Origin of the sequence: Halomonas sp. DP1Y21-3, from assembly GCF_019801245.1 — a bacterium.
In the GTDB taxonomy this organism is placed as follows: Bacteria; Pseudomonadota; Gammaproteobacteria; order Pseudomonadales; family Halomonadaceae; genus Halomonas; species Halomonas litopenaei.
The window spans coordinates 925838-951564 of sequence record NZ_JAHVJM010000001.1 but is presented as its reverse complement, the minus strand read 5'-3'; the positions used below and the strand labels follow the sequence as shown (position 1 = coordinate 951564).

The 25727-nt window shown below is 66.6% G+C and carries 25 protein-coding genes; 6 read left to right on the top strand and 19 right to left on the bottom strand.

Translation table 11 applies throughout. From position 1 onward, the window contains the following. Window positions 1–119 precede the first annotated feature (119 nt). Entirely contained in the window at window positions 120–1352 is a 1233-nt protein-coding gene (locus tag KUV74_RS04110; protein WP_222515685.1) for a TraB/GumN family protein, read from the bottom strand. A gap of 97 nt (window positions 1353–1449) precedes the next feature. Then, window positions 1450–2019, bottom strand: a complete 570-nt coding sequence (locus KUV74_RS04105; RefSeq protein WP_108131235.1) for a lactoylglutathione lyase family protein — start codon at window positions 2017–2019, stop codon at window positions 1450–1452. A gap of 99 nt (window positions 2020–2118) precedes the next feature. Between KUV74_RS04105 and KUV74_RS04100 the strand changes: the two genes are divergently transcribed. Beyond that, window positions 2119–3006, top strand: a complete 888-nt coding sequence (locus KUV74_RS04100) for a LysR family transcriptional regulator (RefSeq protein ID WP_222515684.1) — start codon at window positions 2119–2121, stop codon at window positions 3004–3006. A 39-nt stretch (window positions 3007–3045) separates the two neighbouring features. Here the strand turns inward: KUV74_RS04100 and KUV74_RS04095 are convergent, their stop codons facing one another. The 6 genes from KUV74_RS04095 to def form a co-directional block, all read right to left on the bottom strand. Beyond that, window positions 3046–4494: a TrkH family potassium uptake protein gene (locus tag KUV74_RS04095; protein WP_108448511.1), complete on the bottom strand. Its 1449-nt coding sequence runs from the start codon at window positions 4492–4494 to the stop codon at window positions 3046–3048. A 132-nt stretch (window positions 4495–4626) separates the two neighbouring features. After that, the gene (gene trkA / locus KUV74_RS04090) at window positions 4627–6000 is read right to left on the bottom strand and encodes a Trk system potassium transporter TrkA (RefSeq protein WP_045995220.1); all 1374 of its coding nucleotides are present in this window, start codon (window positions 5998–6000) and stop codon (window positions 4627–4629) included. A gap of 178 nt (window positions 6001–6178) precedes the next feature. After that, entirely contained in the window at window positions 6179–6385 is a 207-nt protein-coding gene (locus KUV74_RS04085; RefSeq protein ID WP_045995219.1) for a dodecin, read from the bottom strand. Window positions 6386–6444: 59 nt separating this feature from the next. Continuing rightward, window positions 6445–7749, bottom strand: a complete 1305-nt coding sequence (gene rsmB / locus KUV74_RS04080; protein ID WP_045995222.1) for a 16S rRNA (cytosine(967)-C(5))-methyltransferase RsmB — start codon at window positions 7747–7749, stop codon at window positions 6445–6447. A 71-nt stretch (window positions 7750–7820) separates the two neighbouring features. Then, a complete protein-coding gene (fmt, locus tag KUV74_RS04075) occupies window positions 7821–8798 on the bottom strand; it encodes a methionyl-tRNA formyltransferase (protein ID WP_108448512.1) in 978 nt (325 codons plus the stop codon). Window positions 8799–8968: 170 nt separating this feature from the next. Continuing rightward, on the bottom strand, window positions 8969–9481 hold the full coding sequence (gene def / locus KUV74_RS04070) for a peptide deformylase (RefSeq protein WP_045992735.1): 513 nt from the start codon (window positions 9479–9481) through the stop codon (window positions 8969–8971). A gap of 218 nt (window positions 9482–9699) precedes the next feature. Between def and dprA the strand changes: the two genes are divergently transcribed. The 4 genes from dprA to aroE all read left to right on the top strand — a co-directional run bounded on the left by dprA (window position 9700) and on the right by aroE (window position 13687). Beyond that, window positions 9700–11043, top strand: a complete 1344-nt coding sequence (gene dprA, locus KUV74_RS04065) for a DNA-processing protein DprA (RefSeq protein WP_261395063.1) — start codon at window positions 9700–9702, stop codon at window positions 11041–11043. Window positions 11044–11220: 177 nt separating this feature from the next. After that, window positions 11221–11781, top strand: a complete 561-nt coding sequence (locus KUV74_RS04060; protein WP_222515683.1) for an L-threonylcarbamoyladenylate synthase — start codon at window positions 11221–11223, stop codon at window positions 11779–11781. A 95-nt stretch (window positions 11782–11876) separates the two neighbouring features. Continuing rightward, on the top strand, window positions 11877–12809 hold the full coding sequence (hemF, locus tag KUV74_RS04055; RefSeq protein WP_222515682.1) for an oxygen-dependent coproporphyrinogen oxidase: 933 nt from the start codon (window positions 11877–11879) through the stop codon (window positions 12807–12809). Window positions 12810–12865: 56 nt separating this feature from the next. Further along, window positions 12866–13687: a shikimate dehydrogenase gene (aroE, locus tag KUV74_RS04050; protein ID WP_222515681.1), complete on the top strand. Its 822-nt coding sequence runs from the start codon at window positions 12866–12868 to the stop codon at window positions 13685–13687. 152 nt (window positions 13688–13839) lie between these two features. Here the strand turns inward: aroE and KUV74_RS04045 are convergent, their stop codons facing one another. Then, window positions 13840–14112: a hypothetical protein gene (locus tag KUV74_RS04045; protein WP_045992739.1), complete on the bottom strand. Its 273-nt coding sequence runs from the start codon at window positions 14110–14112 to the stop codon at window positions 13840–13842. Window positions 14113–14281: 169 nt separating this feature from the next. Continuing rightward, window positions 14282–15085 carry a M48 family metallopeptidase gene (locus KUV74_RS04040; RefSeq protein WP_108131243.1) on the bottom strand — a complete coding sequence of 268 codons (804 nt, stop codon included), beginning with the start codon at window positions 15083–15085 and terminating at the stop codon, window positions 14282–14284. A gap of 180 nt (window positions 15086–15265) precedes the next feature. Here KUV74_RS04040 and KUV74_RS04035 point away from each other — a divergent pair, with 180 nt between their 5' ends. Then, window positions 15266–16141 (top strand): ATP-binding protein, encoded by an 876-nt coding sequence (locus KUV74_RS04035; protein WP_045992741.1) that lies wholly within the window; start codon window positions 15266–15268, stop codon window positions 16139–16141. A gap of 166 nt (window positions 16142–16307) precedes the next feature. Here the strand turns inward: KUV74_RS04035 and der are convergent, their stop codons facing one another. The 9 genes from der to ndk form a co-directional block, all read right to left on the bottom strand. Continuing rightward, window positions 16308–17711 (bottom strand): ribosome biogenesis GTPase Der, encoded by a 1404-nt coding sequence (gene der, locus KUV74_RS04030; RefSeq protein ID WP_045992742.1) that lies wholly within the window; start codon window positions 17709–17711, stop codon window positions 16308–16310. After that, on the bottom strand, window positions 17708–18874 hold the full coding sequence (gene bamB, locus KUV74_RS04025; protein WP_222515680.1) for an outer membrane protein assembly factor BamB: 1167 nt from the start codon (window positions 18872–18874) through the stop codon (window positions 17708–17710). The genes der and bamB overlap by 4 nt, the downstream gene beginning before the upstream one ends. Further along, window positions 18871–19530, bottom strand: a complete 660-nt coding sequence (locus KUV74_RS04020; RefSeq protein WP_045992744.1) for a YfgM family protein — start codon at window positions 19528–19530, stop codon at window positions 18871–18873. Before KUV74_RS04020 ends, bamB begins: the two co-directional genes overlap by 4 nt. A gap of 28 nt (window positions 19531–19558) precedes the next feature. Then, a complete protein-coding gene (gene hisS / locus KUV74_RS04015) occupies window positions 19559–20842 on the bottom strand; it encodes a histidine--tRNA ligase (protein WP_261395062.1) in 1284 nt (427 codons plus the stop codon). Window positions 20843–20902: 60 nt separating this feature from the next. After that, window positions 20903–22015 carry a flavodoxin-dependent (E)-4-hydroxy-3-methylbut-2-enyl-diphosphate synthase gene (ispG, locus tag KUV74_RS04010; RefSeq protein ID WP_045992780.1) on the bottom strand — a complete coding sequence of 371 codons (1113 nt, stop codon included), beginning with the start codon at window positions 22013–22015 and terminating at the stop codon, window positions 20903–20905. A 9-nt stretch (window positions 22016–22024) separates the two neighbouring features. Further along, window positions 22025–23104, bottom strand: coding sequence for a RodZ domain-containing protein (locus tag KUV74_RS04005; protein WP_222515679.1), 1080 nt, complete (start codon window positions 23102–23104; stop codon window positions 22025–22027). A 31-nt stretch (window positions 23105–23135) separates the two neighbouring features. Next, a complete protein-coding gene (gene pilW / locus KUV74_RS04000) occupies window positions 23136–23867 on the bottom strand; it encodes a type IV pilus biogenesis/stability protein PilW (protein WP_222515678.1) in 732 nt (243 codons plus the stop codon). A 120-nt stretch (window positions 23868–23987) separates the two neighbouring features. Beyond that, complete coding sequence (rlmN, locus tag KUV74_RS03995) at window positions 23988–25115, bottom strand: 23S rRNA (adenine(2503)-C(2))-methyltransferase RlmN (protein ID WP_222515677.1); 1128 nt, start codon at window positions 25113–25115, stop codon at window positions 23988–23990. A gap of 100 nt (window positions 25116–25215) precedes the next feature. Beyond that, window positions 25216–25641, bottom strand: a complete 426-nt coding sequence (gene ndk, locus KUV74_RS03990) for a nucleoside-diphosphate kinase (protein ID WP_222515676.1) — start codon at window positions 25639–25641, stop codon at window positions 25216–25218. Window positions 25642–25727 lie beyond the last annotated feature (86 nt).

Sequence of the window (25727 nt, the reverse complement as noted above, 5' to 3'; positions counted from 1 at the left end):
GGTTTCGATGGCGGGCTGGCGTGGACCCGGAGCGGGTTCGCGTTGATGGTAGGGGGCGTCGAAACGACACCGCCGCCCGAGGGGGCGGCAGTGCGTGGGTGCCGAACGAGGCGGTCGGGCTAGCCGAACAGACTGTCGGCGATACGAAAACCGGCGATCCAGGTGCCGGCGGCGGAGCCCAGGGTCGCCGTCAGAAACACCAGCAGGGTGCGCGAGACACGGTTCTTCCACCAGCCCTTCACCTGGGTAACGTCATGACGCAGGGTGGAGAAGTCGCGCACCTTGGGCTTGCGCATGGCCAGTTCCACCCCGGCGGCGACGAAGCCCGCCCCGATGGTCGGATTGAGCGAGGTCAACGGGGCGGCGAACACCGTGGCGATCACCGTGACCGGATGGGCCAGGGCCAACAGGGTGGCGCCCCCTGACAGCACGCCGTTGATCACGAACCATTCCGCCACCAACTGCCAGCCGAGCTCGGTGTTGCGCGAAAAGCCGATGGCGAAGCCGGTCAGTACCAGGGCAGTGATCAGCCAGGGCAGCATCTTCCACACCTTCGACGGCGGCCGGGTGGCCTCCAGCACGGCGATTTCCTCGGCCGGGTCCTCGGCAGGCGGGCCTTCCAGGTGCTCGGCCATGCCCTTGAGGTGGCCGGCGCCGATCACCACCAGCACCCGCTTGAACTTGCCAGGTGGGCACTGCTGGGCCAGGCGCATCACCATGTAGCGATCGCGCTCGCTGATCAAGGGGGTGAACAGCGACTGCGACTCGGCGGCGAATTCGCTGAAGGTGGATTCCAGCACGTCGCCCTGCTTGAGCCGCTCGACCTCCTCGGCGGAGACTTCCTGGCGCGACAGCACGCTGCCGAGCAGGCCCGACAGCAGGCTAAAGCGCTGCCACCAGGGCACGTTCTGGTAGATCCGCTTGAGCGTCAGGCCCACGTCCCGGTCGATCAGCAGCAGCGGAAGCTCGTGGCGCTGACTGGCCTCCAGGGCGGCGCGCATCTCGGCACCGGGCTCGATGCCGGACTGCTCGGCGATGCGCTGCTGGAAGGCGCCGAGGGCCAGGTTGGCGGCGACCATGCCGGCCTTGCCCTGACGAAAGATCTGGAACAGGTCCTGGTCACCCAGGGCGTCGGGGTTGGCCAGGTTGCTGTGGCGGGCGTCGCACAGCTCGATGGCGACGGCGTCGAAGTCGCCGGAATCGATCAGGTCGCGCACCTCGTCGGCGCTCTCGGCGCTGACGTGGGCGGTGCCCAGCAGGGTAAAGGTGGTGTCGCCGACGCGGAGGTCACGTCGGGGGCCGCCTCGGGTCTCGGGCCGCTCGGCCAGCGCAATGTCGTCGATCTCGCTCATGGGGCTCGGGGCCTTGAGAATGTGAAGGATCGATTATCCATGAACGAGGAGGGCAGGCCAAACCCTGGCCTGCCCTAGAGCTGACATTGTCCGGCGTTCAGTCCTGATAGGCGCCAGCGGAATAGGTCAGTTCGTAGCTGTGCGAGTAGATCTCGAGGATGTTGCCGAACGGATCTTCCATGTAGATCATCCGGTAGGGCTTCTCGCCGGGATAGTACTCGCGCACCTTGGGCATGCGCTTCTTGCCGCCGGCGGCGACGATGCGCTCGGCCAGGCCCTCGACGTCGGGATCCTGGACGCAGAAGTGGAATACGCCGGTCTTCCAGTACTCGAAGTTGTTCTCCGGGTCCTCGTGGTTGGCGAACTCGAACAGCTCCACGCCTACCCGGTCACCGGTGGACAGGTGGGCGATACGGAAACTGCCCCAGCCAGGGCCGAAGACGTCGGTGCACATCTCGCCGATGGCGGAGTCGTCTTCCTCGATGGTGGTCGGCGCCATGATCTGGTACCAGCCCAGCACCTGGGTGTAGAACGCCACCGCGGCCTCCACGTCCGGCACCGAGATGCCGATATGGGAGAAGCTGCGGGGATAACTGTTGGGAGCGTTGCTTGAAGAGTTGGCGGGAGCGTCGTGGTTGGCGTTTGCCAAGGCGTCTTGCTGGCTCATGGAGTGTCACCTCTTGATGCAGGAATGATGAGCACAGTCTGGGCCGGGATCGCTATAATGAAAATCGACGCGACGTTATGGTGATGATAACAGATGCTTATGGCAAATCCGCTCTGGCTACGCTCGTTTCAGGCGTTGGTGGAGCAGGGCAACTTTACCCGCGCCGCCGAGCGCCTCGATTTGACCCAGGCGGCGGTCAGCCAGCATATCCAGCGCCTGGAGGCCGAGCTGGGACAGTTGTTCATTCGCCGGCCCCGGCGGCTCGAGCTGACCCCGGCCGGCCACGCCCTGCTGGACTATCTGAACGAACGTGAACGGGTCGATCAGCGCCTCACCCAGCGCCTGGCCGGTGACCTGGACGATCATGGCGAGATCAGCCTGATGACGCCAGGGAGCATCGGGCTTGCGATCTACCCGCGTCTGCTGGCGTTGCAGAAGCGCGCGCCGGGGCTGGCGATTCGCCATCGCTTCGGTCCGACGCGGGAGATCGTCGAGGCCGTCATCGACGGCAAGGTGGAGATGGGGCTGGTGGGCGAGCGTCCCGACGACGCCAGTCTGACGGTCAGCGAGTTTGCCACCGAGGCGCTGGAACTGGTGGTACCGGCCGACACCCGTGTCGAGACATTCGATGAGCTGATGGCGCTGGGCTTTATCGACCATCCAGACGGCAAGGCCCTGGCCACCCGTCTGCTCAGTCGGCGCTTTCCGGGCTCGCCGGGCTACGCTCGCTGGCCGCGCAGCGGCTTCACCAATCAGATTGGTCTGATCCTGGCGCCGGTGGCCCAGGGGCTGGGCTTCAGCGTGTTGCCACGCTTTGCCCGGGAGGCCTTCGAGGACCAGCACGCCATCCGTGTGGTCGAGGGTGCCCCCGAGGTCAGCGATACCCTCTACCTAATCCAGCGCGCCGAGTGGCCACTGTCGGCCCGGGCACAGCGGGCGCTTTCGGTGATGCGAGAGGCGGTGGCGGGTACCGACACCGCCCTCTAGCGAAGGGCTACGGCAAAGGAAAGGGCGCCAGGATCGGTCCTATTTGCGCCAGAAGGCCGGGGTAAACAACACAAGAACGGTAAAGATCTCCAGGCGGCCCATCAGCATCGCCATCACCAGGATCCACTTGGCCATGGTCGGCATGTCACCGTAGTGCAGACTGGCCTCGCCCAGCGCCGGCCCCAGATTGTTGAGCGCCGAGCCCACGGTGGACCAGGCGGTGACCTGGTCGACCCCGGTGGCCATCACCCCCACCAGCATCAGGAAGAACAGCAGCACATAGGCCGAGAAGAAGCCCCACACCGCCTGGGCGATGCCGTCGGGTACGCTGACCTTGCCGATCTTGACCGCGATCACCGCATTGGGGTGGATCAGGCGCATGATCTCGCGCATGCCCTGCTTGATGATCAGGATGATGCGGATGACCTTCATGCCGCCGCCGGTGGAGCCGGAGCTGGCGCCGACGAAGGCGGCGATGAACAGCAAAAGCGGCAGGGCGCCGGGCCAGGCGGAGAAGTCGGCCACCGAAAAGCCGGCGGTGGTGGCTACCGAGACCACCTCAAAGATGCCGTGGCGAAGTCCCACGGTGGTCTCTTCGGTACCGGTCAGCCACAGCACCACCACGGTGATGCTGGCCAGCCCCGTCAGGTACAGCAACAGAAAGCGCGCCTCGGAGTCTTCCCAGTAGTGGCCGATACGGCGTTCGCGCCAGGCCAGGAAGTGCAGGCTGAAACTGAGCGCGGAGATCAGCATGAAGACGATACAGATGGCCTCGATCACCGCGCTGTCGAAGTAGCCGATGCTGGCGTCGTGGGTCGAGAAACCGCCGATGGCCACGGTGGAAAAGCTGTGGCCCAGGGCGTCGAACCAGTCCATCCCGGCGGCCATGTAGGCCAGCATGCACACCACCGTCAGGGTGGCGTAGATGTACCACAGTGCCTTGGCGGTCTCGGTGATCCGCGGGGTCAGCTTGGAATCCTTGAGCGGCCCTGGTATCTCGGTACGGTACAGCGCCATGCCGCCGACCCCCAGGGTCGGCAGGATCGCCACCGCCAGCACCACGATGCCCATGCCACCGAGCCACTGCAGCTGCTGACGGTAGTAGAGGATCGCCTCGGGCAGGAAGTCGATGCCGGTGATCACCGTGGCACCGGTGGTGGTCAGCCCCGAGAACGATTCGAACACCGCGTCGGTGAACGACAGTGCGGTGCTGCCGGTGAGCATCAGCGGCAGCGAACCGAACAGCCCCAGCACCGTCCAGAACATGGCGGCGATCAAAAAGCCGTCGCGGGTGCGCAATTCCCGCCGGGCACGACGATTGGGCAGGAACATCAGCGCGCCGGTCAGCACGGTGATGGCGATGGCGATCAGAAAGGCGTCCCAGGTGCCGTCGCCGAACAACAGCGAGATGGCGATGGGCGGCACCATGGTCAGGCTGAACATCATCAGCAGCAGCCCGAGAATGCGCAGGATCATCCTCAGGCTCATGGCGTCCTGCCTCCTGGCTGACAGCAACAGGCGGGGGACATGTCGGGACGGGTCGTCGTCTCAAGCCCGGTCGGCATCGGACTCATGCGGCGGCTCTCCTTGGTATGGCGGCAGGGGCGAGGGGCGCGCCCATCAGAAAAAGGTCAATCCGACCTGGAACAGGCGTTCGACGTCACGGATCTTGCGCTTGTCGACCACGAACAGGATGACGTGGTCACCGCTCTCCACTACTACGTCGTCGTGGGCGATCAGCACTTCCTTGCCGCGCACCACCGCGCCAATGGTGGAGCCACCGGGCAGGTCGATGTCGCCGATGGCACGACCGACCACCCGGGAGGACTGACTGTCGCCGTGGGCGATGGCCTCGATGGCCTCGGCGGCGCCGCGGCGCAGCGAGTGGACGTTGACGATGTCACCGCGGCGCACATGGGTCAGCAGGCTGCCGATGGTGGCCTGCTGGGGCGAGATGGCGATGTCGATCTCGCCGCCCTGGACCAGATCCACGTAGGCGGCGTTGTTGATCAGGGTGAGCACCTTCTTGGCACCCATGCGCTTGGCCAGCATCGACGACATGATGTTGACCTCGTCGTCGTTGGTCAGCGCGCAGAAGATGTCGCAGTCCTCGATGTTCTCCTCTTCCAGCAGGCGTTTGCTGGTCGCGCTGCCGTGCAGTACCACGGTGCGGTCGAGGCGTTCGGAGAGCTGGGTGCAGCGCTCGAGGCTGTGCTCGATCATCTTGACCTGGTGGCTGTGCTCGAGGTGCTCGGCCAGGCGCTCGCCGATGTTGCCGCCGCCGGCGATCACCACCCGGCGGAAGTCGCGATCCAGTCGCCTCAGCTCGCTCATCACCGCGCGGATATCGCGCCGGGCGGCGATGAAGAAGACCTCGTCGTCGGCCTCGATCACCGTGTCGCCACGCGGAATGATCGGACGGTTGCGCCGGTAGATGGCGGCCACCCGGGTGTCGACGCTGGGCATGTGACGGCGCAGGAAGCCGAGCTCCTGGCCGACCAGCGGACCGCCGTAGAAGGCCTTGACCGCCACCAGCTGGACCAGTCCACCGGCGAATTCCAGCACCTGCAGGGCGCCGGGGTGCTCGATCAGCCGGCGAATATGGTCGGTGACCACCTGCTCGGGGCTGATCAGTACGTCGATGGGCACCGCCTCGTGGGCGAACAGTCCCTTGCGCGCCAGGTAGGCGGTGGCGCGCACTCGGGCAATCTTGGTCGGGGTACGAAACAGGGTATGGGCGACCTGACAGGCGATCATGTTGACCTCGTCGGAGTTGGTCACCGCGATCAGCATGTCGGCGTCTTCGCAGCCGGCCTGGCGTAGCACCATGGGGTAGGAGGCCGCCCCGGAGACGGTGCGGATGTCGAGCCGGGTATGCAGCTCGCGCAGGCGCTCACCGTCGGTGTCCACCACCGTGATGTCGTTCTCCTCGCGGGCCAGGTGCTCCGCCAGGGTGCCGCCAACCTGGCCGGCGCCGAGAATGATGATCTTCATCGTCGTCGTGTCCGAAGAGGGGTTCAGAGCCTATGGTGCGTTGCAGCATTGAGCCAGCATACCCGAGCTCTGAACAGTACAACAGGGCGGGAGAGTCCCGCCCTGTGCTGAAAGGAAACACCGCAGGACTTGTGCAATGCAAGTCCCGTGGGTCTCCGGGTCGAATCAGCCTCGCAGCTCAGTCGAGGGTGAAGCCGACCTTGACCGTGACCTGCCAGTGGGCCACCCGGCCATTCTCGATATGGCCGCGGGTATCGGTCACCTCGAACCAGCGCAGGTCATGCACGGTTTCCGAGGCCTTGGTGATGGCCCGCTGTACCGCATCTTCGATGCTGGTTTCCGAGGAACCGGTCAACTCGATCTGCTTGTAGACGTGTTGGCTCATACAGACTCCCTGTTGGAGAAGCATAGGTCACGGGCGGCCAGGCCGACGTCCTGGTCGGACTAGCGGCCCGCCTTCACCAGTCTGGCATAGAAGAAGCCGTCATGGCTGTCGACCTTCGGTAACAGTTGGCGTCCGGCCCCGGAAACCTGGCCCCAGGCGATGCCGTCGGGCATCTGCTCGCTGGCGTCCGGGGTGCGCGCGAGAAAGTCGCGGATCTGGTCGCGATTCTCTTCCGGCAGCACCGAGCAGGTGGCGTAGAGCAAGGTGCCGCCGGGCTTGAGCAGCGGCCACAGATTGTCGAGCAACGCGCGCTGAAGCTGGGCCAGCTGGGCAATGTCGCTGGGCCGACGCAGGCGCTTGATGTCGGGATGACGGCGGATGACGCCACTGCCGGAGCAGGGGGCGTCGAGCAGGATGGCGTCGAACGGGGTGCCGTCCCACCAGTCACGCTCGGTGGCGTCGCCCTGGGCCAGGGTCGCCGACAGGCCCAGACGAGTCAGGGTGTCTTCCACCCGTGCCAGGCGCGCAGCATCGGAGTCGATGGCGTGCAGGTCGACGTCGAACAGCTCGAGCAGGTGAGCGGTCTTGCCACCGGGGGCGCAGCAGGCGTCGAGCACGCGCGCACCCGGCCGCGGTGCCACCACCGGGCCAAGCAGCACCGCAGCCAGTTGGGCGGCCTCGTCCTGGACACTGACGTGGCCCTGGGCGAAGCCGGGCAGGGCCTCCACGTCGCGGGCGGTCTCCAGCACCAGCCCGTCCGGGGCGTGGGCGCATAGCCTGGCGGAGATGCCGGCACCGTCGAGGATATCCAGGTACTGCTCGCGGTCGTTGTGGCGACGATTGACCCTCAGGGTCATCGGTCCCGGCTGGTTGTTGGCCTCGCAGATCGCCTGCCAGTCATCGGGCCAGGCCTGGCGCAGCGACTTGAGCCACCAGCGTGGGTGCAACAGCGCCACCGCCGGGTCACGGTCGACTTCGGCTTCCAGCGTCGACGACTCGCGCTGCAGCCGGCGCAGACAGCCGTTGAGCACCCGGGTGGCCCAGGCCTTGCCGAGTAGACGCGCGGCACCGGCGGTCTCGCCTACCGCCGCGTGGGCCGGGATGCGCAGGTACAGGAGTTGATAGGCGCCCAGCAGCAGCAGCGCCTGAATGTCGGCATCGCGACTCTTGAACGGTTTCTCGAGCAGCTGGGCGGCCAGTGCCTCGAGCCGTGGCAGGGTGCGGCAGACGCCGAAGCACATGGCCTTGAACAGGGCACGGTCGCGGGCCACCACCTGATGGTCGTCCAGGGTGGCCAGCGAGCCCTTGCCGGTGATCACCGGCACCAGCGCCTTGGCTGCGGCGGCGCGGACACAGTCACCCATGTCGCGTCGGGCGTTGGCGTGACGACGGCCATGGTGGGGTGGCTTGCGATCGCGTGGGGGTTGAGAATCGCTCATGCGGAGGTCTCCGGGAAAGGACGTCCCAGCAGCGTGCCCTGGGGAAAGCGTTCGGCCCTGGCGCGCAACAGCTCGGATACCGCCAGCGCCTTGCCGCCGGGCAGCTGGGCCCGGGTGATGCGAAGGCGCTCGCGGCCCTCGGCGCCACAGGCCACCAGCAGCTCGGAGTCGGCGCGGGTGATGGTGCCGGGCGACTCTGGTGCGCCGCCATCGGCCGGCTCGGCCAGGTGGATACGTAGACGCTCATCGCCCAGCGCGCACCAGGTCACCGGCCAGGGATTGAAGGCGCGCACCCGGGCGGCCAGGGTCGCGGCGGGCTGGGCGAAGTCCAGCTCGGCCTCGGCCTTGCTGAGCTTGGAGGCGTAGGTGACGCCCTGTTCGGGCTGCGGCGTGGCGGCAAGCTCACCGTCGGCAAGTCGGTCGAGGGCCTCGACCATGGCCTTGCCACCGATCTCGGCCAGGCGATCGTGCAATTCGCCGCCGGTGGTGGTGGGCAGGATCTCGGTGCGCCGGATGATCAGCATGTCGCCGGTATCGAGTCCCTCGTCCATCTGCATGATGGTGACGCCGCTCTCGTCATCGCCGGCCTCGATCGCCCGCTGAATCGGCGCTGCACCGCGCCAGCGCGGCAGCAGCGAGGCGTGGACGTTGAGGCAGCCCAGGCGCGGAGCCTCGAGTACCGGCAACGGCAGGATCAGGCCGTAGGCCACCACCACCATGACGTCGGCGTCCAGCGCGGCCAGGGCGCGCTGTTCGGCTTCGTCCCTGAGCCGCTCGGGCTGGTACACCGGCAGGCCGTGCTCCAGCGCCAGCGACTTGACCGGGCTTGGCGTCAGCTTGCGGCCGCGTCCGGCGGGGCGATCGGGTTGGGTATAGACGGCAATCACCTGGTGGTGACTGGCCAGCAGCGCCGAGAGACTCTCGGCGGCGAAGTCGGGCGTGCCAGCGAAGATCACGCGCAGCGATCGGGTCATGTTCAGGGCCTTGGCCGAAGAATGCGGGGACAATAGTAACGGAGACGGGCGAAACGACGAAGACCGACAACGTGATTCACGTTGTCGGTCTTCGTCGTAGGCGGTTGCGGGGCCGAGGCAATGGCTATTTCTGGGCCGAGATGGCGGCGGCCTGAGGGCTGCGCAGCGGCTCAGGCGCCCTGCATCTGGCGATGACGCTTCTGCATCTTCTTCATCACCCGGTCACGCTTGAGCGGTGACAGGTAGTCGACGAACAGCACGCCCTCGAGGTGGTCGAGCTCATGCTGGATGCAGTGGGCCAGCAGTCCGTCGGCTTCGAGCTCGTAGGGCTCGCCGTCGCGTCCCTGAGCCTTCAGCTTTACCCGCAGCGCGCGCGGCACCTCGGCGTAGTACTCGGGGATCGACAGGCAGCCTTCCTGCATCGGTTCCCGTTCGTCCCCCAGCGGGGTGACCTCGGGGTTGATCAGCACCAACGGGGTGGACTGATCTTCGCTGACGTCGATCACGATGACTCGGCGATGCACGTCCACCTGGGTGGCGGCGAGGCCGATACCCGGTGCGGCGTACATGGTCTCCAGCATGTCATCGACCAGCTGGCGGACCTCGTCATCGACGTTTTCGACGGGCACTGCCTTGTTGCGCAGCCGCTCGTCGGGAAACTCGAGAATAGGGAGTCTGGCCATGCTGTGGTACCACCGTTATTCGTTCGGTTCGTGTTGCCCATTCTAGGACGACGCCGGGGGTGACCATAGTCGTTGGCGCCAATGAGCGTGATAGGTCGCTACTATAACATGCCAGAATCGCCGTCGCGCACCGCCTGGAGCCGAGACGGCGAAGACCGCCAAGGCGTGTCGCGCCTGCCTGCCTATACTGCCGGCACTCGGCCAGGGAGGGCTCTGTCATGGAACTTGGCTTCGCACGCTGGATGGCGTTGAACGCACTGCCTCAGGTGGGCCCACGACGGTTGGCTCGCCTGCGCCAGTTAAACCCTGACTGGCCCGGTGGCTGGCTGGCCCGGCTGCCGCCCGGGGCCGCGGCGGAACTGCGCTTGTGGCTGGATCATCCCAGACGCAGCCCGCTGACGGCGTTGATCGAGCAGGCCGAGGCGTGGCTGGCCGGCGAGGCCGGGGAGCTTCACGCCAGCCAAGCCAGCCAAGCCAGCCAAGCCAGCCAAGGCTCACAAGCCGCCCAAGACGGCAGCAAAGAGCGCAGCGCTGCCAATGGAGGTCGCCTCCATGAGCGGGCCGAGGCGCGCCACCTGCTGCATCCCGATCATCCGCGCTGGCCGGCCCTGCTCGACCAGATCCCGGACCCGCCGGTGCTGCTGTGGGCGCTTGGCGATCTCGATGCCCTGATACCGCCGAGGCTTGCCCTGGTGGGGTCGCGGCGGCCCACCCGCGAAGGCTTGGTCAATGCGCGCAGTTTTGCGGTGGCGCTGGCGGAGGCCGGCTGGTGTCTGGTCAGCGGCATGGCGCTCGGCATCGACGGTGCCGCCCAGGCGGCGGCGCTGGATCTTGGGGGGCGCAGTATCGCGGTGCTGGCCGGCGGCGTCGACGTGGTCTATCCCGGCCAGCACGGCGCCCTGTATCGGCGCCTTCGCGACGACGGTGGTCTGCTGCTGGCGGAGTCTCCTCCCGGCACGCGGCCTCGCTCGGGGGATTTTCCCCGACGCAACCGCATCGTCACCGGGCTGTCCTGCGGTGTGCTGGTGGTGGAGGCCGCCGAACACAGCGGCTCGCTGGTCAGTGCCCGCCTGGCCGGCGAGCAGGGCCGCGAGGTATTGGCGCTACCCGGCTCCATCCACTCGCCCCAGGCCCGGGGCTGCCTGCGGCTGATCCGCGAGGGCGCCGCCCTGGTCAGACACCCCGACGACCTGTTCGAGGAACTGGCGTGCTGGGGGCCGCGACGCGCGACCCCGCAGTGCATTGCGGCTGGTGCCGCCGATGGTCATATAGATAGCCATGTAGATCGCCATGTAGATAGTCCTGTAGATAGCCCTGGCGATCATCCTGTCGATAGTCCTCTAGACAGCGCCTCCGAGCGCACCGGGGCAAGGCCCGCGCCTTCCCCGGGTCGCAAGCTGCTCGATCTGCTGAGCGCCACCCCGTTGGCGGTGGACGATCTGATGGGGCTGGCGGGATGCGATGTGGCCGCCTGCCAGCGTGAACTGACGCTGCTCGAGATCGCAGGACAGGCCGGGTTGGTGGCCGGCGGCTGGGTGCGCCTGGATGGGGGCAAGGGCTAGCCGCCCGATGACGAGGCCCGGCCGAACAGGGTGCCCATGGCCGTGGGGGAACGGGCGGATCGTCTACGTCGGCGGCGACAGCGGCGTGCGACGCAAGTCCCGACGCCGTGCTAGCATGGCGCAACGAGACTCCCTACCCTGATCTTTCGATTCGGTACCGATTCAGATAACGACCCCATGAGTGATTCCGATTCCGCCCTCGTGCCCGTCGTCGACGCCCTGCGTCGTGGCGGTGTCATTGCCTATCCCACCGAGGCCGTCTGGGGCCTGGGCTGCGATCCCGACAACGAAGAGGCGCTGACCCGGCTGTTGCGCCTGAAGCGCCGTGACCCGGCCAAGGGGGTGATCCTGATCGCCGCCACCGTCGAGCAGTTTGCTCCCTGGCTCGAAGGATTGCCGGCCGACCTTCATGCGCCTCTTGTCGCCAGCTGGCCGGGCCCCAACACCTGGCTGGTGCCGGACAATGGTCGCACCCCGTCGCTGGTACGAGGCTGCCACGACAAGGTGGCGCTGAGGGTCAGCGATCATCCCGGTGTACAGGCGCTGTGTCGTGCCTTCGGCGGGCCGCTGGTGTCCACCTCGGCCAACCGGGCAGGAGAAGCGCCGGCCATGAGCGAAGCGGACATTCGGCGAATCTTCGGCAACGAGCTGGACGCGGTCGTGCCGGGAGAGCTGGGCGGCAATCCTCGCCCCAGCACCATCCGTGACCTGCTAAGCCGCGAGACCCTGCGCCACTGACATGGCTCTCGGCCCGGCCCTGGGCGCACCTTTTTACGCATCGCTTTTGTTCATCGTTTTTACTCATCGCTTTTTACTTAACAACAGGAGCAGACGTGTCCGAGCCCAATCTCGAAGAGGTCAAACGCTACCTGCTGGAATTGCAGGATCGCCTGTGCGAGGCCCTGGCCGAGGCCGACGGCGAAGGGCGCTTCCATGAAGACGACTGGGTGCGTGAGGAAGGCGGCGGCGGCCGTTCCCGGGTCATCGAGGAAGGCGCGCTGTTCGAAAAGGGCGGGGTCAATTTCTCCCACGTCCACGGCGCGACCCTGCCCCCGGCGGCCACCGCAGCACGACCGGAACTCGCCGGGCGCGGCTTTCAGGCGGTGGGGGTGTCCTGGGTGCTGCATCCGCGTAATCCCCACGTACCCACCAGCCACGGCAATGTGCGCTTCTTCATCGCCAGTGCCGAGGGCGAGGCGCCGGTATGGTGGTTCGGCGGCGGCTTCGATCTGACGCCCTTCTATCCCCAGTTTGAAGACGCCTGTCACTGGCACCGGGTGGCCCATGAGCTGTGCCAGCCGTTCGGTGACGACGTCTACGACCGCTACAAGCGCTGGTGCGACGACTACTTTTTCCTCAAGCACCGAGGCGAGACCCGTGGTGTCGGCGGTCTGTTCTTCGATGACCTCAACGAGGGGGGCTTCGACCGCTGCTTCGCGTTTCAGCGCGCGGTAGGGGATGGCTTCCTGAACGCCTATCTGCCCATCGTGGAACGTCGTCGCGATACCTCCTGGGGCGAGCGCGAACGTGAATTCCAGCTGTATCGGCGAGGTCGCTACGTGGAATTCAACCTGGTCTGGGACCGTGGCACCCTGTTTGGCCTGCAGAGCGGCGGTCGCACCGAGTCCATCCTGATGTCGATGCCGCCGCTGGCGCGCTGGCAGTACGACTACCAGCCGCAGCCCGGCTCTCCCGAGGCGGCGCTGGATGCCTATCTGGTGCCCCGGGACTGGCTTGGTGAAGAGGCCTCGAGCCAAGCGCGATGACCGTCAGCGGTCACAATGCGGCATACGACAACGTCAAGAGCGAGGTTAACCGTCCGATGAACGATCGTTACTGTGTGTTCGGCAATCCGGTGGGGCATTCGAAATCGCCGGTGATCCACAGCACCTTTGCCGAGCAGACCGGTGAATCGCTGGAATACACCGCCATCGAGGCGCCACTGGAGGACTTCGGCGGAGCCTGGCGCGCCTTTGTTGCCGAGGGCGGGCGCGGCGCCAATGTGACGGTGCCGTTCAAGGAAGACGCCTACCGGCTGTGCGACAGCCTGAGCGAACAGGCGCAGCGGGCCGGGGCGGTCAACACCCTGACGCTCAAGGCCGATGGCAGCGTCGAGGGTCACAATACCGATGGTATTGGCCTGGTGGCGGACCTGGAGCGCCAGCAGGTAAGGCTTGAGGGTGCACGTATTCTGGTATTGGGTGCCGGAGGCGCGGTGCGCGGCGCGCTGGAAACGTTGCTGTCGCGACGTCCCGCCTCGCTGCGGCTGGCCAACCGCACCGCCGCCAAGGCCGAGGCGCTGGCGCGGGATTTCGCCGACCTGGGCCCCATCCTGGGCGGCGGCTACGACGCCGCTGACGAGCGCTATGACCTGGTCATCAACGGCACCAGCGCAAGCCTTGCCGGTGACCTGCCGCCGCTGCCGGAGGATCTCTTCAATGAGGGGGCTGTCGCCTACGACATGATGTACGGCGCCGAGCCGACGGTGTTTCTGGCCTGGTCGGCCGAGCGGGGGGCGAGCACCAGCGATGGTCTCGGCATGCTGGTGGAACAGGCGGCGGCGGCCTTTGAGCGCTGGCGTGGCGTCACGCCGGACACCGGCCCGCTGCATCGAAAGCTGCGAGCAGAGCTCGACGCCGGCTGAAGCCGCTTTCGCGGACACATCGGCAGCAACGACAACGGCGCCCCTGGCTCATTGCCATGGGGCGCCGTTGTCGTTGGGCGTCGATGTCGTTGGGAGTCGTCTGTCAGGAGCCGTCAGCCCCTGGTCGTCAGCCAGCAGTCGCGCGCGGCGATTCAGCCGCGTCGACGGTAGAGCCCCAGCATGCACAGCCCCAGCCCGACCACCGACACCAGCAGGCCGCCGTTGACCAGCCAGGGGCTGCGAACGATCCAGGGAACGAAGGGCGACGGCGTGTCACCACAGTGGCCGGCCAGGTAGTTCCAGTGGCCCTGGTCGACCAGTTCGCACTGGCGGATATCGCCGAGTTCCACAAAGAACAGGGTCAACAGCACCACAATGGGCACGACGAGCAGGATCAGGCCGAGCCTGGTGGAGGTGAGTTTCATGGCACCAACGAAGCGTGGAAGTGACGGGAGCCGAGGCCTCCAGGAATAGAGGCCTCGGCGATAGATGCCCCCTTGTCAGCGGCCTGGTGACAGGCTGCAGGGCAGGGGCTGTTCTGGTTCAGGGCGCCTTGCAGTTAGGCGTCAGGCCACGGGCCTGGGCTGTTCTGGTTCAGGGCGCCTTGCAGCTGGGCGTCAGGCCACGTGCCTGGGCTTGCTCGTAGCGGGCCATGGCGTCGTTCATGCCCGCCTCGAGCCCGGCGATACGGTTGCCGTGTGCCGGGTGGGTGGACATCCACTCTGGCGGCTGGCCGCCGCCGGCGGCGCTCATGTTCTGCCACAGCTGGACGCTGGCGCGGGGGTCGAAGCCGGCGTCGGCCATCAGCTGCAGGCCGATGGTGTCGGCCTCGCTCTCGTGACTGCGCGAGAACGGCAGCAGGATGCCGTACTGGGCGCCCATGCCCATGGCCGCCATCAACTGATCGCTGCCGGTGACGCCCTGGGAGCCGAGGGCGGTACCGACCACCGACATGCCAAGCTGGGTCGCGCTTTCGGTGGAGGCGCGCTCGTTGGCGTGGTGGGCCAGCACGTGGCCGATCTCGTGGCCGATGACGGTGGCCAGCTGGTCCTGGTTGGTGGCGACGTCAAGCAGGCCGGTGTTGACCCCCACGTAGCCGCCCGGCAGGGCAAAGGCGTTGGCGTCCTCGGACTCGAATACCTTGACCTGCCAGTTCTGATTGCGCTGGTCTTCCGGCAGCGCCTGGACCACGTTGCGGGTCACACACTGCACGTACTCGAGCTGGCGACCGCTCACGGTGGGCAGCTCCTGCTGGTACTGGTCGAAGGCCTGGGCCCCCATCTGGCTGAGCTGCTGTTCGTCCAGCAACAGCATCTGGGAGCGACCAGTGGGTGAGGTGGAACAGGCAGCAACGGTAACCATCAGGGCGCAGGCGCCCACGGCCTTCATCCAGCGCATGGGGGGTCTCCTTGTCATGATCCGCCGGGGTCGAGCCCGAGCGTGTAGAATCGGTGGCAACTGGCCTCAAGATACCCGGACTGCTGGAAGGGTCAACCGCAAAGGTAGTGCACGGCCGGTCGCTAACCAGCGACAGACCCTGACCGGCGGCCATCATTTGTTACAAGGACACCTGCCCCGATGGACACTCAACTCGCCCAGCGCCTGCTGGCCCTTCTCGATCGCGTCGAACCCTGGCTGCCCGAGCCCCGCCCTGCGGTGGACTGGCGTCGTGACGTCGCTGCGCTGTGGCAGCGCCACGCCCTCGGCGGGCAACTGGTGCCGGTGCCGCCTCGGGATGCCCTGAGCCTGGACGATCTGGTCGGGGTGGAGCGCCAGAAGCGTGAGCTGCTGGCCAATACGCGGGCCTTTCTGCGCGGTCTGCCGGCCAATCACGCGCTGCTGTGGGGCTCTCGTGGCAGCGGCAAGTCGTCGATGGTGCGCGCGCTGCTCAACACCCTGGCTGATGAAGGCCTGCGGCTGATCCAGGTGGACCGCCACGACCTGGCCGGACTGCCGCTGCTGGTGGAGCAGTTGCGTCACGAACCGGCGCGCTTCGTGGTGTACTGCGATGATCTGTCCTTCGAAGGCTCCGACGACGCCTACAAGGCGCTCAAGAGTGTCCTCGACGGCACCCTGACCGGCCCCCCGGAAAACGTGCTGATCTACGCCACCTCCAACCGGCGCCACCTGATGCCGGAGCATATGAGCGACAACCAGCAGAGCCACCTGACGCCGGACGGCGAGGAGCTGCACCACGGCGATGCGGTGGAGGAGAAGATCTCGCTGTCCGACCGCTTCGGGTTGTGGCTGGCGTTTCATCCGTTCAACCGGGAGACCTATCTCGATACCTGTCGCCACTGGGTCGAGCGCCTGGGCCAGCCGCAGGACTGGGATGACGAAGCGCCGGTGGCGGCCACCCGCTTCGCCACCATGAGAGGCGGACGCAGCGGCCGCTGTGCCTACCAGTTTGCGCTGGACTGGGTAGGGGCTCGTCGCCTGGCAGAGCAAGCCTGAGGCGCTGCCGCAGGCTTGCAGGCCAGGCTCAGCAGCGAGCGAGGCATGGTCTCGACATCCGGCGGCATGCGTGCACGAAAACGCCCGGTTCCTCTGGCGAGGGACCGGGCGTTTCGTTGTCGTTCAACACCAGGGGCGAAAGAGCGGCGAATGACGCCGGTGACGCTTAGCGGCGGCTCTTGCGCGCCTCCTTGGTGCGCCCCAGTTCGCGCTTCTTGGCCTTTTCCTTGTCGGAGGCTTCGGCCAGGCGGTCGTAGGGGTTCTTGCCGGAGCGGAACTCGAAGCGCATCGGCGTGCCTCGGACCTTGAGCACCTTGCGGAAGGTGTTGGTCAGGTAGCGCTTGTAGGCTTCGGGCAGCTTGTCGGTCTGGTTGCCGTGGACCACGATGATCGGCGGATTGCTGCCGCCCTGGTGGGCCATGCGCAGCTTGATCCGGCGGCCGTGGACCATCGGCGGCTGGTGCTGCTCGACGGCGTCCTGCAGCAGCGTGGTCAGACGGTTGGTCGACCAGTGGCTGTTGGCGGAGGCGAAGGCGCGCTCCAGCGACGGGTACAGGTCGCCCACGGCGGTGCCGTGCAAGGCCGAGATGAAGTGCAGCTCGGCGTAGTCGGCGAAGCCCAGACGGCGCTTGATCTCGGCGCGCATCTTGTCCTTGGCCTCGCTTTCCAGGCCGTCCCACTTGTTGACCGCCAGTACCAGCGCGCGGCCAGAGGTCAGCACATAGTCGAGCAGGTGCAGATCCTGCTCCACCAGGCCGGTGCGGGCATCGAGCACCATGATCGCGACGTGGCACTCCTTGATCGCGTCCAGGGTCTTGATGATCGAGAACTTCTCGGCCACCTCGGTGACGTTCTTGCGCCGCCGGACGCCGGCGGTATCGACCAGTACGTAGGGCTTGCCGCGACGCTCGAAGGGGATCTCGATGGCGTCGCGGGTGGTGCCGGCTTCATCGAATACCACCACCCGGTCTTCGCCCAGCAGGCGGTTGACCAGGGTCGACTTGCCCACGTTGGGACGACCGATGACACCGATGCGGATACCCTTGCTGCCGGTGTCCGCGGGGATGTCCATGTCGCGCTCGGGGAACGGCGAGAGCACCTCGTCGATCAGCGCGGTGACATTACGGCCGTGGGCCGCTGCGATGGGCCGGGGATCGCCGAGACCGAGCTGCCAGAAGTCGGCCATGGCCGAGTGTTCCTCGAGGCCGTCGGTCTTGTTGACCACCAGCCAGGTCTTCTTCTGGTTGACCCGCAGGTGGTTGGCGATGGCCTCGTCGGCGACATTGAGGCCGGCACGCGCGTCCACCAGGAACAGCACGATGTCGGCTTCGTCGATGGCCTGCAGCGACTGTTCGGCCATGGCCGCGTCGATGCCTTCTTCGTCACCGCTGATGCCGCCGGTGTCGATGACGGTGTAGGCCTTGTTGCCGAGCATACCGTTGCCGTACTTGCGATCCCGGGTGAGGCCGGGGAAATCGGCCACCAGGGCGTCGCGAGAGCGGGTCAGGCGGTTGAACAGGGTCGACTTGCCCACATTGGGCCTGCCGACCAGTGCGATCACGGGGGTCATGGGCGGATGTCCAGAGCCTCCAGGCTTCCGTCATTGGCCAGGGCGTACACGCGCTTGCCGTCGGTGAGAGGGCGCACGCTGATGCCTGAGCCGTCAATATGGGTGCGGCCGACCAGGCGTCCGCTGCTGGCGTCGATAAAGTGCACATAGCCTTCGGCGTCGCCGAGCACGATGCGGCCGTCGGCGAAGGCCGGGGCGGTCACCGAGCGACCGTAGAGGTCCTCCAGGCGCCACAGCTCGTTGCCGCTGTTGGCGTCGAAGGCGATCAGGCGGCTGGCCTCGTCGACCACGTAAAGCGTCTCGCCCACCAGCACCGGGGTGTGGTAGCTGGACAACGGCGTCGACCACAGGGTCTCGCCGCTCTGGGCGTTGAGCGCCACCAGGCGACCATTGAAGCTGGTCACGAACAGGCGGCCGTCCGGAGTCAGCACCGGCTGGCCGGCCAGGTCGACCAGACGGTTGATGTCATTCATGCCGGTGGCCACGGCGATGGTGCGCTCGGAGATCTGCTGGCCCGAGCGGTTGTCGATGATCGACAGACGGCCATTGGCAAAGCCGGCGAAGGTCACCTGATCGATGGCGGTGGGGGTGCCGGTGCTGCGCAGGGTCAGCGACGGCATATTGGCGCTGAACACCCACTGGCGGTCACCGGACAGGCGATCCAGGGCGGTCACGGTGCCGTCCACCGCCTGCACGATCAACAGCTGGGTGGTCGGCTGGGGCGCGGCCAGCACTTCGCTGGGCACACGGGTACGCCACTTGACCCGGCCATTGCGCTGGTCGAGGGCGACCACCTCGCCGTTGCGGGTGGCCAGGAACAGATCGCCGTCCACTGCGGTGATACCGCTGGAGATCGGTGATTCCAGTTCGGCTTCCCATTGGGTGTCGCCGTTGGCGGTGTTGAACGCCTCGACCAGGCCTTCCTCGTCGGCGGCGAACAGGGTGGAACCGGCCAGGGCGGGTTCGATGGGGTAGGTGGCCTCACCCAGGCCTGCGCCCACGCCTTCGCTCCAGCGGGTTTCGACCCGGGTGGACTCGGCGAAGTCCTTGAGCTCCTTGGGTGGATACTGGGGCTCGGACTTGCTGGCGCAGCCGGTCAGCAGGGCGGTCAGGGTGACGGCGGTCGCCAGGGCGATCCGGGTTCGGTTAAACGGGGTCTTCATAGGGTGGCCTCCTGATCACCGAGGTCGTCGAGCTTGAGCGAGATACCGTAGAGCGGCTGACCGCTTTCTTCGGCCAGTGACTGGGCGCTCTGCCAGGCCTCGGCGGCCTGGTCGTGCTGGCCGGTGGCGTGGTAGATGTCGCCGCGCACGTTGTCGCGCTGGGCGGCCAGGGCCTCGGGGATGTCACCGTCGAGGGTGGCAAGGGCGGTCTCGTGGTTGCCCTCGGCGCTCTGCAGGCGCGCCAGGCGCAGGCGGGCGAGGCCGGTCAGGTAACCATCGTCGCTGCCCTCGATGAGGGTCTCCAGCGACTCGCGGGCGCCCTCGACATCGCCTGCGTCGACCTCCAGGCGGGCCTCGAGCAGCAGCGCAAGCTCGCTGTACAGGGTGCCGTCGTGGTCTTCCTGCAGGGTGTCGACCAGCCCCTGGGCCTGGGCCAGGGCCCCGTCGTCGAGGCTGTCGCGGCTGGCCAGGTCAAGAAGCTGCTGGTAGCTGCTGGAGGCGGCCACGGCCTGCCCCTGCTGGTAGTCCTGCCAGGCGTTCCAGCCGAACACGCCAGCGGCGGCCAGTACCGCACCGGCGAGCAGCGAGGTGCCGTTTTCCTTCCACCAGCGCTTGATCGCCTCAAGCTGTTCTTCTTCGGTTCTCAGCTCCGCCACGGGCGGTCTCCTTCTAATGGTCGTGCCGTCACTCGGACAGCAGGCTCGTCAGGGTGGTGGCCAAGGACGCTTGCTCGACCACGCGTTGTTCGCGGTCGTCACGCAGGAACTTGATCGCCACCTGGCCGTTTTCACGTTCGTTTTCGCCGATCAGCAGGGCGAGGCGGGCACCGCTGCGATCGGCCTTCTTGATGCGGCTCTTGAAGCTGCCGCCGCCACAGTGCAATTGCACGCCAAGGGCCGGCAGCTCATCGCGCAGGCGCTCGGCCAGGGCCATGGCGTCGCCGTCGGTGCTGGCGTCCATGCCCAGCACGTAGGCGTCGAGCGGAGCGCGGGCCTCCTGCGGCACGATGTCCAGGGTCTCGAGCAGCAGGATCAGACGCTCGATGCCCATGGCGAAGCCCACCGCCGGGGTCGGCTTGCCGCCGAGCTGCTCGACCAGGCCGTCGTAGCGTCCGCCGGCGCACACGGTGCCCTGGCTGCCGAGGGCGTCGGTGGTCCACTCGAACACGGTGCGGCAGTAGTAGTCGAGACCGCGCACCAGGCGCGGGTTGATCACGTAGTCGATGCCGGCGGCGTCGAGGCGCGCGGTCAGCGCCTCGAAGTGCTCGCGGGACTCCTGATCCAGGTGATCCATCAGCTGGGGCGCCTGGCTCAGCATCTCGGCCATGGCCGGATTCTTCGAGTCGAGGATACGCAGCGGGTTGCTGGTCAGGCGGCGCAGCGAGTCCTCGTCGAGGACCTCGCGGTGCTGCTCGAAGTAGGCCACCAGGGTGTCGCGGTAGGCCGCGCGCGCCTCATTGGAGCCCAGCGAATTGAGCTCCAGGGTGACGTGATCAAACAGGCCGAGCTGCTTCCACAGGCGCGCCGACAGCAGGATGACTTCGGCGTCGATGTCCGGGCCTTCCAGGCCGTAGGTCTCGACCCCGACCTGATGGAACTGACGGTAGCGGCCCTTCTGCGGGCGCTCGTGGCGGAACATCGGGCCGGTGTACCACAGCCGCTGGGTCTGGTTGTACAGAAGGCCATGTTCCATCGCCGCGCGAACCGCGCTGGCGGTGCCCTCGGGGCGCAGGGTCAGGCTGTCGCCGTTGCGGTCCTCGAAGGTGTACATCTCCTTCTCGACGATGTCGGTGACCTCGCCGATCGAGCGGGCGAACAGGGCCGTCTGCTCGACGATAGGGGTACGGATCTCGTTGTAGCCGTAGCGCTTCATCAGCGCCTGAACCTGGGACTCGAAGTACTGCCACACCGGCGAGGCGTCGGGCAACAGGTCATTCATGCCACGGATGGCCTGGATCTTCTTGCTCAAAACTTGCTCCTTGGTCTCGCCGTAGTCACGGCCCTCGCCCGGCCTCGCCGGGCGAGAGTGTTACAGGCGAGCGATGACGTCGCGTTCTGTCGCTTCCTTCTCGGCGACCTTCTGGCGAATCAGCGCCTCGAGATCGTCGACCAGGTGGTCATTGCGCAGTTTGCTGGCGGGCTTGCCGTCGATGTAGACGAGGTTGGCCGGGGTGCCGCCGGTCAGACCCAGGTCGGCTTCCTTGGCCTCGCCGGGGCCGTTGACCACGCAGCCGATGACGGCCACGTCCAGCGGCGTCATCACATCCTCGAGGCGCTCTTCGAGGGCGTTCATGGTGCTGATGACGTCGAAGTTCTGACGCGAACAGCTTGGGCAGGCGATGAAGTTGATACCCTTGGCCCGCAGGCGCAGGCTCTTGAGCATGTCAAAGCCGACCTTGACCTCTTCGACCGGATCCGCTGCCAGCGATACCCGGATGGTGTCGCCGATACCGTCCATCAGCAGCATGCCAAGGCCGATGGAGGACTTGACGGTGCCCGAACGCAGACCGCCTGCCTCGGTGATACCCAGGTGCAGCGGCTGCTCGATGCGTGAGGCCAGGTCACGGTAGGCGGCCACCGCCATGAACACGTCGGAGGCCTTGACGCTGACCTTGAAGTCGGGAAAGTCGAGGCGATCCAGGTGATCGATATGGCGCATCGCCGATTCGACCAAGGCCGCCGGTGTCGGTTCCCCGTACTTCTTCTGCAGGTCCTTCTCCAGCGAGCCGGCGTTGACGCCGATACGGATCGGGATACCGTTGTCACGGGCGGCGGAGACCACCGCCTGGACGCGGTCTTCACGGCCGATATTGCCGGGGTTGATGCGCAGGCAGTCGACGCCGAGCTCAGCCACGCGCAGGGCGATGCGGTAGTCGAAGTGGATGTCGGCCACCAGCGGCACCTGGGTGCCCTGCTTGATGCGACCGAAGGCCTCGGCGGCGTCCATGGTCGGCACCGAGACGCGCACGATATCGGCGCCGGCCTGTTCGAGGGCACGAATCTGGCCAAGGGTGGCCTCGACGTCCAGGGTGTCGGTGTTGGTCATGCTCTGCACCGAGATGGGAGCGTCGCCCCCGACCGGTACCGAACCGACATGAATCTGGCGTGACTGGCGTCTTTTGATCGGTGAGTGCGAATGCATGGCGATCAATCACTCTCCCAGGGTAAAGCGGGCGACATTGTTTCTGCCGGCACGCTGTTGCAGGTCGACGGTTTCTCCGCCCCACAACAACTCCACGCCGGTGGCGTTGCCGACAGTCATGCGGAAGGGCGGCTCGCCCTCCACGGTGGCTTCGGTGCCCGGTGACTGCAGGCCGACGAAGACACGGGTATTGGTGCTGTCGAAGATCTCGGTCCAGGACTGCTCGTTGAAGGTCAGCTTGAGGATACGACGGCTGTCGGCAGCCGGCGCGGCCTCGGCGGCGCCCTCATCCTCGGTGCCCTGTGCATCGTCGGCGCTAGCTGTCTGCTCGGCGCTGGCGTCGTCGGCACTCACGCTTGCAGCCTGGTCGGTGCTGTCGTTGGCGCTGTCGTCAGCGGGCTCGCTGGCTTCGGCGGCAGCCGCTTCGGTGGCCGCCACGGTGCTCGGCGTCGAGGCGCCAGGCTCGGCGCCGGCGCTTTCTGCAGCGCTGTCGGCGGAGGCCTGCTCGCCATCGACCAGTCCCATCTCGCTGTCCTCGGCGGGCAGCGGGGGCAGGTTGTCGTCGCCCTCGGTGCCCTCGTCGCTGACCGCGGCGTTGCCGTCGATGGTGTCCACCGAGACCGGGCCGTTGTCGCTGACCTCGGGCGGCTCGCTGCCACCACGGCTCTGCCACCACATCAGGGTCAGCCCGATCAGGCCGGCGATGACCACCAGGGTCATCAGCCGAAACAGCCAGGCGCCCAGGCGCGAGGGGGGCTTGTTGATGTACACCGGGGTGACCTTGCGCTCGACTTCCTCGTTGCCCATGCGCGCTTCGTACAGCGCCATCACCCGGCCGACATCGACGCCGAGCAACTGGGCGTAGCTGCGCAGGTAGCCGCGTCGGTAGGTCACCACCGGCACTTCATCGTAGTTGTCGATCTCCAGCCCCTCGATCACGGCGGGACGGAGGTTGAGGGCTGCCCCGACTTCCTCGCGGGTCAGCCCCTGGCTCTCTCGTTCATGGCACAGCAAGGCGCCGGGAGAGGCGTCCCCGGAGGGCGTTTTGGACAAGGAGACCTCGGAGTCGGTGTACTGACTGTCGCTCATGGCTGAGCTTCCTTCATCGTGTAAACAGTGATCAAAGCGCGCGTGAAGGCTGGTCGGGTTCGGCCGATGTCCGGGCGCCGGTGTCGGCGTCTCCCAGGCTAGCGGCAAGCTGCCTGGCGGCGGTGGTCCATCCCGCCTGGCTCACGAAGCGATCCAGCTGTGATCGGGCGCGCATAAGGTTGCCCTGTGCGTATTCCAGTTCGGCGAGGGTCAAGTGGCTCGCGGGCAGGCTCGAGTCGATGCGTTGGGATCGCTCCAGCGCCGCCCTGGCCGTCTCGACCTCGCCGAGTTCCCACCGGCAGCGTCCCAGGTTGGCAAACAGCTGGGCCCGGTGGGCATAGTGTATATCGTGACTGGCCTGTTCAAGCTGCTCGCAGGCCTCACCGGTTTGCCCCCGATCATACAGGAAGGCGGCGTAATTGTTGCGTGCCCGGGTGAAGTTCGGGTCTTCATCGAGGGCGCGTCGAAAGAACTCGTCCGCCAGCGCCGCTTCCCCCTGGCGTTGGTGAATCAGTGCCAGGGCCTGCAGCGCGGCGGCGTCATCGGGATCGAGCGAGACGGCGCGATCGAGTGCCGCCGTGGCGCGGGGAAGGTTGCCCTGGCGCAGGTAGGCTTCGCCGAGGTTGCGATAGGCGACGGCGGGGGACTCGTCGGACTGGGGCACGGCGACGGCGCAGCCGGCAAGCGTCAGGGGAAGCGCGATGGCCAGTCCGATGACCAGGCCGCGCAGGCCGGCGCTTGAGCTGTCTGCCTGGCACGTCATGGCGTTGTCGTACTCCCGCTGCTTGGCCGTGGCGGGAAGGCGTCTGGCGACACCCGCCCGTGGGCAGGAAAAGGCCCGAATATCAAAGCGCCATGCCGGAATGAAGTCAAGACGGCAGGGTCAGTCGGCGTCGATCTGGATCGACTGAATGTAGCGTTCGTGACGACGCGTACGATCCTTGACCCGTCCTACCAGCTGGCCGCAGGCAGCGTCGATGTCATCGCCCCGGGTCGAACGGATCGGCGCGGTATGACCCAGTTCGTAGAGCCAGCGCTGGAAGCGCATCACCTGGTTGCGGGAGGGCTTCTCGTAGCCGGAATGGGGGAAGGGGTTGAAGGGGATCAGGTTGATCTTGCAGGGCAGTTCCTTCAACAGTTCCGCCAGTTCACGGGCATGCTCCTGCTGGTCGTTGACGTCCTTGATCACCGTGTATTCGATGGTGACCTGGCGGGTGTCGTCGCACTTGGCCAGGTAACGGTGGCAGGCGTCCAGCAGTGAGCGGATGTTGTACTTGCGGTTGAGCGGTACCAGTTCGCTGCGCAGCGCATCATTGGCGGCGTGCAGCGAGATCGCCAGGCTGACGTCGAGTTCGTCGCCCAGGCGGTCGAGCATCGGTACCACCCCGGAGGTGGACAGGGTGACACGGCGTTTCGACAGGCCGTAACCCTGATCGTCGAGCATCAGCTTCATCGCCGGCACGACGTTGTCGTAGTTCATCAAGGGTTCGCCCATGCCCATCATCACCACGTTGGTGACCGGACGATTGGCGCTGTCCTTGCGTGAGCCGCCACTGTTGGAGGCGACCCATACCTGGCCGATGATCTCGGCGCTGGTGAGGTTGCGCTGAAAGCCTTGCTTGCCGGTGGAGCAGAAACTGCAGTCCAGCGAGCAGCCGACCTGGGATGACACACACAGGGTGCGGCGCTTGCCGTTGTCGGCGGGGATAAGCACGGTTTCGACGTAGCTGCCGTCCTCGACCTCCACTACCCACTTGCGCGTCCCGTCCTTGGAGGCGCCTTCATAGACGACCTTGGGACCGCGTACCTCGGCGGTTTCCTCGAGGCGTGCGCGCAGCGCCTTGGACAGGTTGGTCATGGCGGCGAAATCGTCGACGCCTTCGTGGTGAATCCATTTCATCACCTGGGCGGCACGGAACTTCTTCTCGCCGATGGAGAGGAAGAAGGCTTCCATCTCTTCTCGGGTCATGCCGAGCAGGTTGACGCGTTGGGGAGCAGCGGTGGTGTTCATGGCAGGTTCAGCGGGTCGGTGGGCAGAAAGGAGCGAACGGATGCCAGGGGCATCCGTTCACCGATGGGGCCGCAATCACGAGGGTCGGACCCCGACGCCCTTAGCGCGGGCAGATCTCGTCTGCGCCGAAGAAGTAGCTCACTTCGCGCTCGGCGGACTCGGGGGAGTCGGAGCCGTGGACGGCATTGGCGTCGATGGAGGAGGCGAAGTCGGCGCGGATGGTGCCGGCGTCGGCTTCCTTCGGGTTGGTGGCGCCCATCAGCTCGCGGTTCTTGGCGATGGCGTTGTCACCTTCCAGCACCTGCACCACGACCGGACCAGAGGTCATGAAGGACACCAGGTCGCCGAAGAAGGGGCGTTCCTTGTGCTCGGCGTAGAAGCCTTCGGCCTGCTCCTGGGACAGGTGAACCATCTTGGCGGCGATGACCTTCAGTTCGGCCTTCTCGAAGCGCGTGATGATCTCGCCGATGACATTCTTGGCGACGGCGTCGGGCTTGATGATGGACAGAGTGCGCTCTGTAGCCATGAAACTCTCCAGTAGTTGGGCCCAGGAAGTGGGCATGGATGCCAGGTAGATGGCGTCGCGCCGCCCCGGGGACCGGGGCGGCGCGA

What these genes read in the sequence shown, in the direction of transcription:
- KUV74_RS04110 (WP_222515685.1), bottom strand. Translation starts at nt 1,352, where the DNA reads ATGAGCGAGATCGACGACATTGCGCTGGCCGAGCGGCCCGAGACCCGA.
- def (WP_045992735.1), bottom strand. Translation starts at nt 9,481, where the DNA reads ATGGCCAGACTCCCTATTCTCGAGTTTCCCGACGAGCGGCTGCGCAAC.
- rsmB (WP_045995222.1), bottom strand. Translation starts at nt 7,749, where the DNA reads ATGGGTGACTGTGTCCGCGCCGCCGCAGCCAAGGCGCTGGTGCCGGTG.
- bamB (WP_222515680.1), bottom strand. Translation starts at nt 18,874, where the DNA reads ATGAAGACCCCGTTTAACCGAACCCGGATCGCCCTGGCGACCGCCGTC.
- aroE (WP_222515681.1), top strand. Translation starts at nt 12,866, where the DNA reads ATGAACGATCGTTACTGTGTGTTCGGCAATCCGGTGGGGCATTCGAAA.
- KUV74_RS04095 (WP_108448511.1), bottom strand. Translation starts at nt 4,494, where the DNA reads ATGAGCCTGAGGATGATCCTGCGCATTCTCGGGCTGCTGCTGATGATG.
- KUV74_RS04105 (WP_108131235.1), bottom strand. Translation starts at nt 2,019, where the DNA reads ATGAGCCAGCAAGACGCCTTGGCAAACGCCAACCACGACGCTCCCGCC.
- KUV74_RS04005 (WP_222515679.1), bottom strand. Translation starts at nt 23,104, where the DNA reads ATGAGCGACAGTCAGTACACCGACTCCGAGGTCTCCTTGTCCAAAACG.
- ispG (WP_045992780.1), bottom strand. Translation starts at nt 22,015, where the DNA reads ATGCATTCGCACTCACCGATCAAAAGACGCCAGTCACGCCAGATTCAT.
- KUV74_RS04040 (WP_108131243.1), bottom strand. Translation starts at nt 15,085, where the DNA reads ATGCGCTGGATGAAGGCCGTGGGCGCCTGCGCCCTGATGGTTACCGTT.
- pilW (WP_222515678.1), bottom strand. Translation starts at nt 23,867, where the DNA reads ATGACGTGCCAGGCAGACAGCTCAAGCGCCGGCCTGCGCGGCCTGGTC.
- ndk (WP_222515676.1), bottom strand. Translation starts at nt 25,641, where the DNA reads ATGGCTACAGAGCGCACTCTGTCCATCATCAAGCCCGACGCCGTCGCC.
- dprA (WP_261395063.1), top strand. Translation starts at nt 9,700, where the DNA reads ATGGAACTTGGCTTCGCACGCTGGATGGCGTTGAACGCACTGCCTCAG.
- fmt (WP_108448512.1), bottom strand. Translation starts at nt 8,798, where the DNA reads ATGACCCGATCGCTGCGCGTGATCTTCGCTGGCACGCCCGACTTCGCC.
- KUV74_RS04085 (WP_045995219.1), bottom strand. Translation starts at nt 6,385, where the DNA reads ATGAGCCAACACGTCTACAAGCAGATCGAGTTGACCGGTTCCTCGGAA.
- KUV74_RS04100 (WP_222515684.1), top strand. Translation starts at nt 2,119, where the DNA reads ATGGCAAATCCGCTCTGGCTACGCTCGTTTCAGGCGTTGGTGGAGCAG.
- KUV74_RS04060 (WP_222515683.1), top strand. Translation starts at nt 11,221, where the DNA reads ATGAGTGATTCCGATTCCGCCCTCGTGCCCGTCGTCGACGCCCTGCGT.
- trkA (WP_045995220.1), bottom strand. Translation starts at nt 6,000, where the DNA reads ATGAAGATCATCATTCTCGGCGCCGGCCAGGTTGGCGGCACCCTGGCG.
- rlmN (WP_222515677.1), bottom strand. Translation starts at nt 25,115, where the DNA reads ATGAACACCACCGCTGCTCCCCAACGCGTCAACCTGCTCGGCATGACC.
- der (WP_045992742.1), bottom strand. Translation starts at nt 17,711, where the DNA reads ATGACCCCCGTGATCGCACTGGTCGGCAGGCCCAATGTGGGCAAGTCG.
- KUV74_RS04035 (WP_045992741.1), top strand. Translation starts at nt 15,266, where the DNA reads ATGGACACTCAACTCGCCCAGCGCCTGCTGGCCCTTCTCGATCGCGTC.
- KUV74_RS04045 (WP_045992739.1), bottom strand. Translation starts at nt 14,112, where the DNA reads ATGAAACTCACCTCCACCAGGCTCGGCCTGATCCTGCTCGTCGTGCCC.